This is a genomic window from Bradyrhizobium sp. 87, assembly GCF_023073015.1.
Taxonomy (GTDB): domain Bacteria; phylum Pseudomonadota; class Alphaproteobacteria; order Rhizobiales; family Xanthobacteraceae; genus Bradyrhizobium; species Bradyrhizobium canariense_D.
On record NZ_JADPIQ010000088.1, the window covers coordinates 1 to 3,531 of the forward strand.

2 protein-coding genes are annotated in these 3,531 nt (G+C 55.7%); one reads left to right on the forward strand and one right to left on the reverse strand.

The genetic code is table 11. The annotated features are described in order from the left end of the window. Positions 1–939 precede the first annotated feature (939 nt). Entirely contained in the window at positions 940–1,113 is a 174-nt protein-coding gene (locus IVB50_RS22520; protein WP_247297355.1) for a hypothetical protein, read from the forward strand. Positions 1,114–1,448: 335 nt separating this feature from the next. Here IVB50_RS22520 and IVB50_RS42760 read toward each other — a convergent pair whose 3' ends face one another. Beyond that, positions 1,449–1,631 (reverse strand): hypothetical protein, encoded by a 183-nt coding sequence (locus IVB50_RS42760; RefSeq protein ID WP_345946521.1) that lies wholly within the window; start codon positions 1,629–1,631, stop codon positions 1,449–1,451. Positions 1,632–3,531: the final 1,900 nt, after the last annotated feature.

Sequence of the window (3,531 nt, forward strand, 5' to 3'; positions counted from 1 at the left end):
GGGGCCCAATCCGGAAGCGGTGATGTCATTGTACGCCGCCAGCAGTTCATCCATATGGTCCTTCCGTCGATTTCGAAGAACAGCGGGGTTTCAGGCAAGGCGCCGAGGCTACGGAAGTGGTCGACTATTTCTCGGTGAACCTCGATCGCAGCCCACGGACCCACCCGTAAATTTCCCAAGTGTTCGAAACGAGGCGCGCTGGTTAACTGGTACGGGTGAGCACCGCACCATGAAAACGCCGAAGCCAAAGCAATGGACCGACCGCGAGGTCCAGCAATTGTCGAAGCTGGCACGGACGGGCGCTGGCGTATCGAAGATTGCAGCCGAGCTGGGCCGTCACGCAGGATCAGTGAGGCGAATGGCGCGAACGATAGGGGTATTGTTGAAGAAGTAGCCGTCGAGGAAGCTCGCGCATGCCCCGCCCGAAGGAGCGCAGCACGGCTGACCTACAGGCCGGAACCACGACTAATGTCCCGCACAAGCCTGAGCGCGGCGCCAGTATTTCGACCATAGAAGAGCGTCTGATCGAGCTGCGAAAGAATGGTCAGCCCAAATCCCAAATAGCGTGATGGCAATGCCTCTAAACATTGTCGTGGACCGGGTTGAACGGTGCAGTGCAAGTTCAAACGGCCCCGGCCGCAGGTTGGGAGGAACAGCCGGGGCCGGTATTCCCATTCCATGTGCCGCAATCGGCGGTAATCGGCACGCACCTAGCAAGCCAGATAAAAGCTAACGAATTGTTTCGTAAGTCCCGAATTCGGAGCGAAGCGCTGCTTTGGTGTTGCAACGGCAACGCGCTTCGCAACGCAACATAGCGCGAGCGCCGCCCGTACTTGTACGGAGGTTGAACCAAACTTCTTGCCGTTGCTTGTCGTCCATATTCAACGTCTACTTCAGATTGATTTTGTGACGATCCGATTTTTCAGACGAGGCCGGTCCATGAGCGTCAAAGCCATGATGGCGACTATCCTCAAGAACCAACTGACATCGCGCGGAGTGCATTCGCTGACGCATTCGGACTGCGCGGAGATCGTGGAGAACTTGATCGAAAAGCTCACTGAGCTTGAGCTTAGTTTAGCGCGAGAAGTAGCCAACAACCAGAAACTGCAGTAGCACGAAGCATGATGAGCAATCGAGACTGACAGCGGCGTGATTGCTGATCCGTTCCGCTGCCCGATGGCCGCAGTCTGAACACGCTGCACGTCGCCACGACCGACGACGCTCTCGGCGCGCGAGCATGATGCGCCGGAATGGTGCCCCTAACGACATTGATGCTGTTTGTGGCACTATCGGCGCAGGTCGCGCCCATGGGCGAGAGACCGTCTCGATTAACCCGACCGAGATGTGTAGAGCGCCGACAGCGACCCAACTCACGACTAGGTGAGTAGGCCATGTGCTTACAAGGCAGAGGCCCCGGAGTGCCTGAGGCGGACCTCTTCCCTCATCAACTAATCGTCGTCCCGGTCGTGAGGATGGTGTTCGAGGTGGTGCTCATGGTGATGGTGCTCTGCCCCACCTCCGTTCACACCTTTTGCCCCAGACGCAGCGATGGCGTTTGACGTGAGTGAGGTCGATAGAAGCAAGGTCATGGCGGGCGGCGTTACGGCCGCAAATCTACTGCAGGTCTTCAAAAATTCACGTCGATCGTCATCTTCTGTCGAGGTATGACATCCACTTCACGAACGTCTTCGGACCGACAAAGGTACCACATTATTTTCAGTTATCCGAATTTAATTCGTAAAATGTATTAATCGATCATAGGCAGCTTAATATTCGGGGTTGGGTGAATCCGAACGTGACCTCCTCAACGGCGGTGGCGCTCTTGAGTATGTCCAGAGCAGTGATCCGTCGGGAACGGATGGGAGTATCGTCCTAATTAAATGGACAGCTTCTTGATGTTGTTGTAATTTCTCGGGTTTCAGCTTCGGAACTGATGTTTTGGAGCAACTCATGCCGGAGTATCGAGCCTACATTCTTGGATCGGACGGCCACATACAGCTTCGCCTTGAACTTGATTGCGTCGACGAACCAACGGCGAGCGAACGAGCCAAGCAGCTCGTTAACGGCCAAGACGTCGAGCTTTGGGAAGGCGCGCGCAAAATCGCGACATATAGGCCAGAAGAGTAAGGTCGCCGACACTGGCGCGCTGGACCAACCCACATTTCGATTGCCGCGACGAGTATCTTGCTCATAGGGGCATAAGCGCACACTGCGCGTCATTCGTGGTCGCCGTTGCTTCGGGGGCAATCGTCTCCCGGCGCGAGTAATCATTCGCCTCTGTGCGTGCTTGAGGCTCTGTTCTTTCATTTGCACAAGCGACGTTGCATTCTTGGAAATGGGACGACAGCTCAAGCTCAGCCAAGTGCTCCCAGTATTCTGCTTCCGCGAGGAGCTTCCATTTATTCACGCCATTGTACGCTGCTTGTTGACGACACAGCGAACCCATCGCGCGTAAGCGTCGCACCTTCTCCACTGCGGACCCCCTTCGGCTTGTTTTTGACAAACCTGTTATTTCTGAGTGTCAGAGTTAAAGTCTCGCAGATTGAAATGACAAGCCCGGTGTTTGACTGGTTTTATGACAGCGCAATAGTCTGACTTTTGCCGCTAGCGTGCATCCGGTTGAAACATTGACTAGATCGATAAACCCCGCTCTTCCGACTGCCCGCAATCCCCCTCGCGGAGGCGCTTAGGAAGGTGGCGGCTCCAGTCCGATGACTGGAGCCTTTTGTCCGCCATCCATCAAAGCAGGTGAGCAGTCCCAGCGCTGAGTGCAATGTCGAGTGTCAGCGCCAGAGCGTCGTCCGCCTGCGCTCTGCGCAGGCATGCAATAAGGTTCGCACCAGCAGCAGTGAACTTTTGAGCGATCCTTCTTCGATTATGGTTAGCTTTTCATCACTCCGACGTTTGATCCTTACTTTGTCTCGCCGCATTGGACCACGAACCTGCTCGACGACCGATGCCAATTGATCAACACAACCCCCGCTATTGCGCGAGCCTCGGAGGGCTATCAGTTACTGCAACTTGGACACTAAGAGCCCGACACACGCAACGAGCGTTGCCGTACTCAGGGTCAAGAGCTGCTCGGTGCGGGCTTGCAGATAGCGGTTAGCAACCAGCTGATTCAGTTGGTTTCGAAGCCCCTCAGATCGAATTTGCTGGAATGCCAGTTCGCAGAGCGCTCACACCGTCTAATGGGACGTAAGCTCTGACAGATTGCGACGCGCGCAAGCAGGAGCCAGCGTGCAGCTTTAAACGTTTATGGGCGTGGATCGATCTCGAAGATGATCGACATGGACCGGACCGAGCGCTTCTTTGCCGGATGACTGTCGTGGGCACGATCTGCCTCTGCGCCGCGTTTACGATGTGGATGCTCGTTTGAGCCGCCACTCATGCGCCAACGGAGGCGCCCTATTTCGGTGGCTGCCATCTTGGCAAGGTCAGCCACTCGGTTATCTGAGACGTGAATTCGTTCTGCCGGGCCTTCCTAAGCAGACTGTCTCGTTTGTCCTGGCGGAAATGACCCGGCTTCAT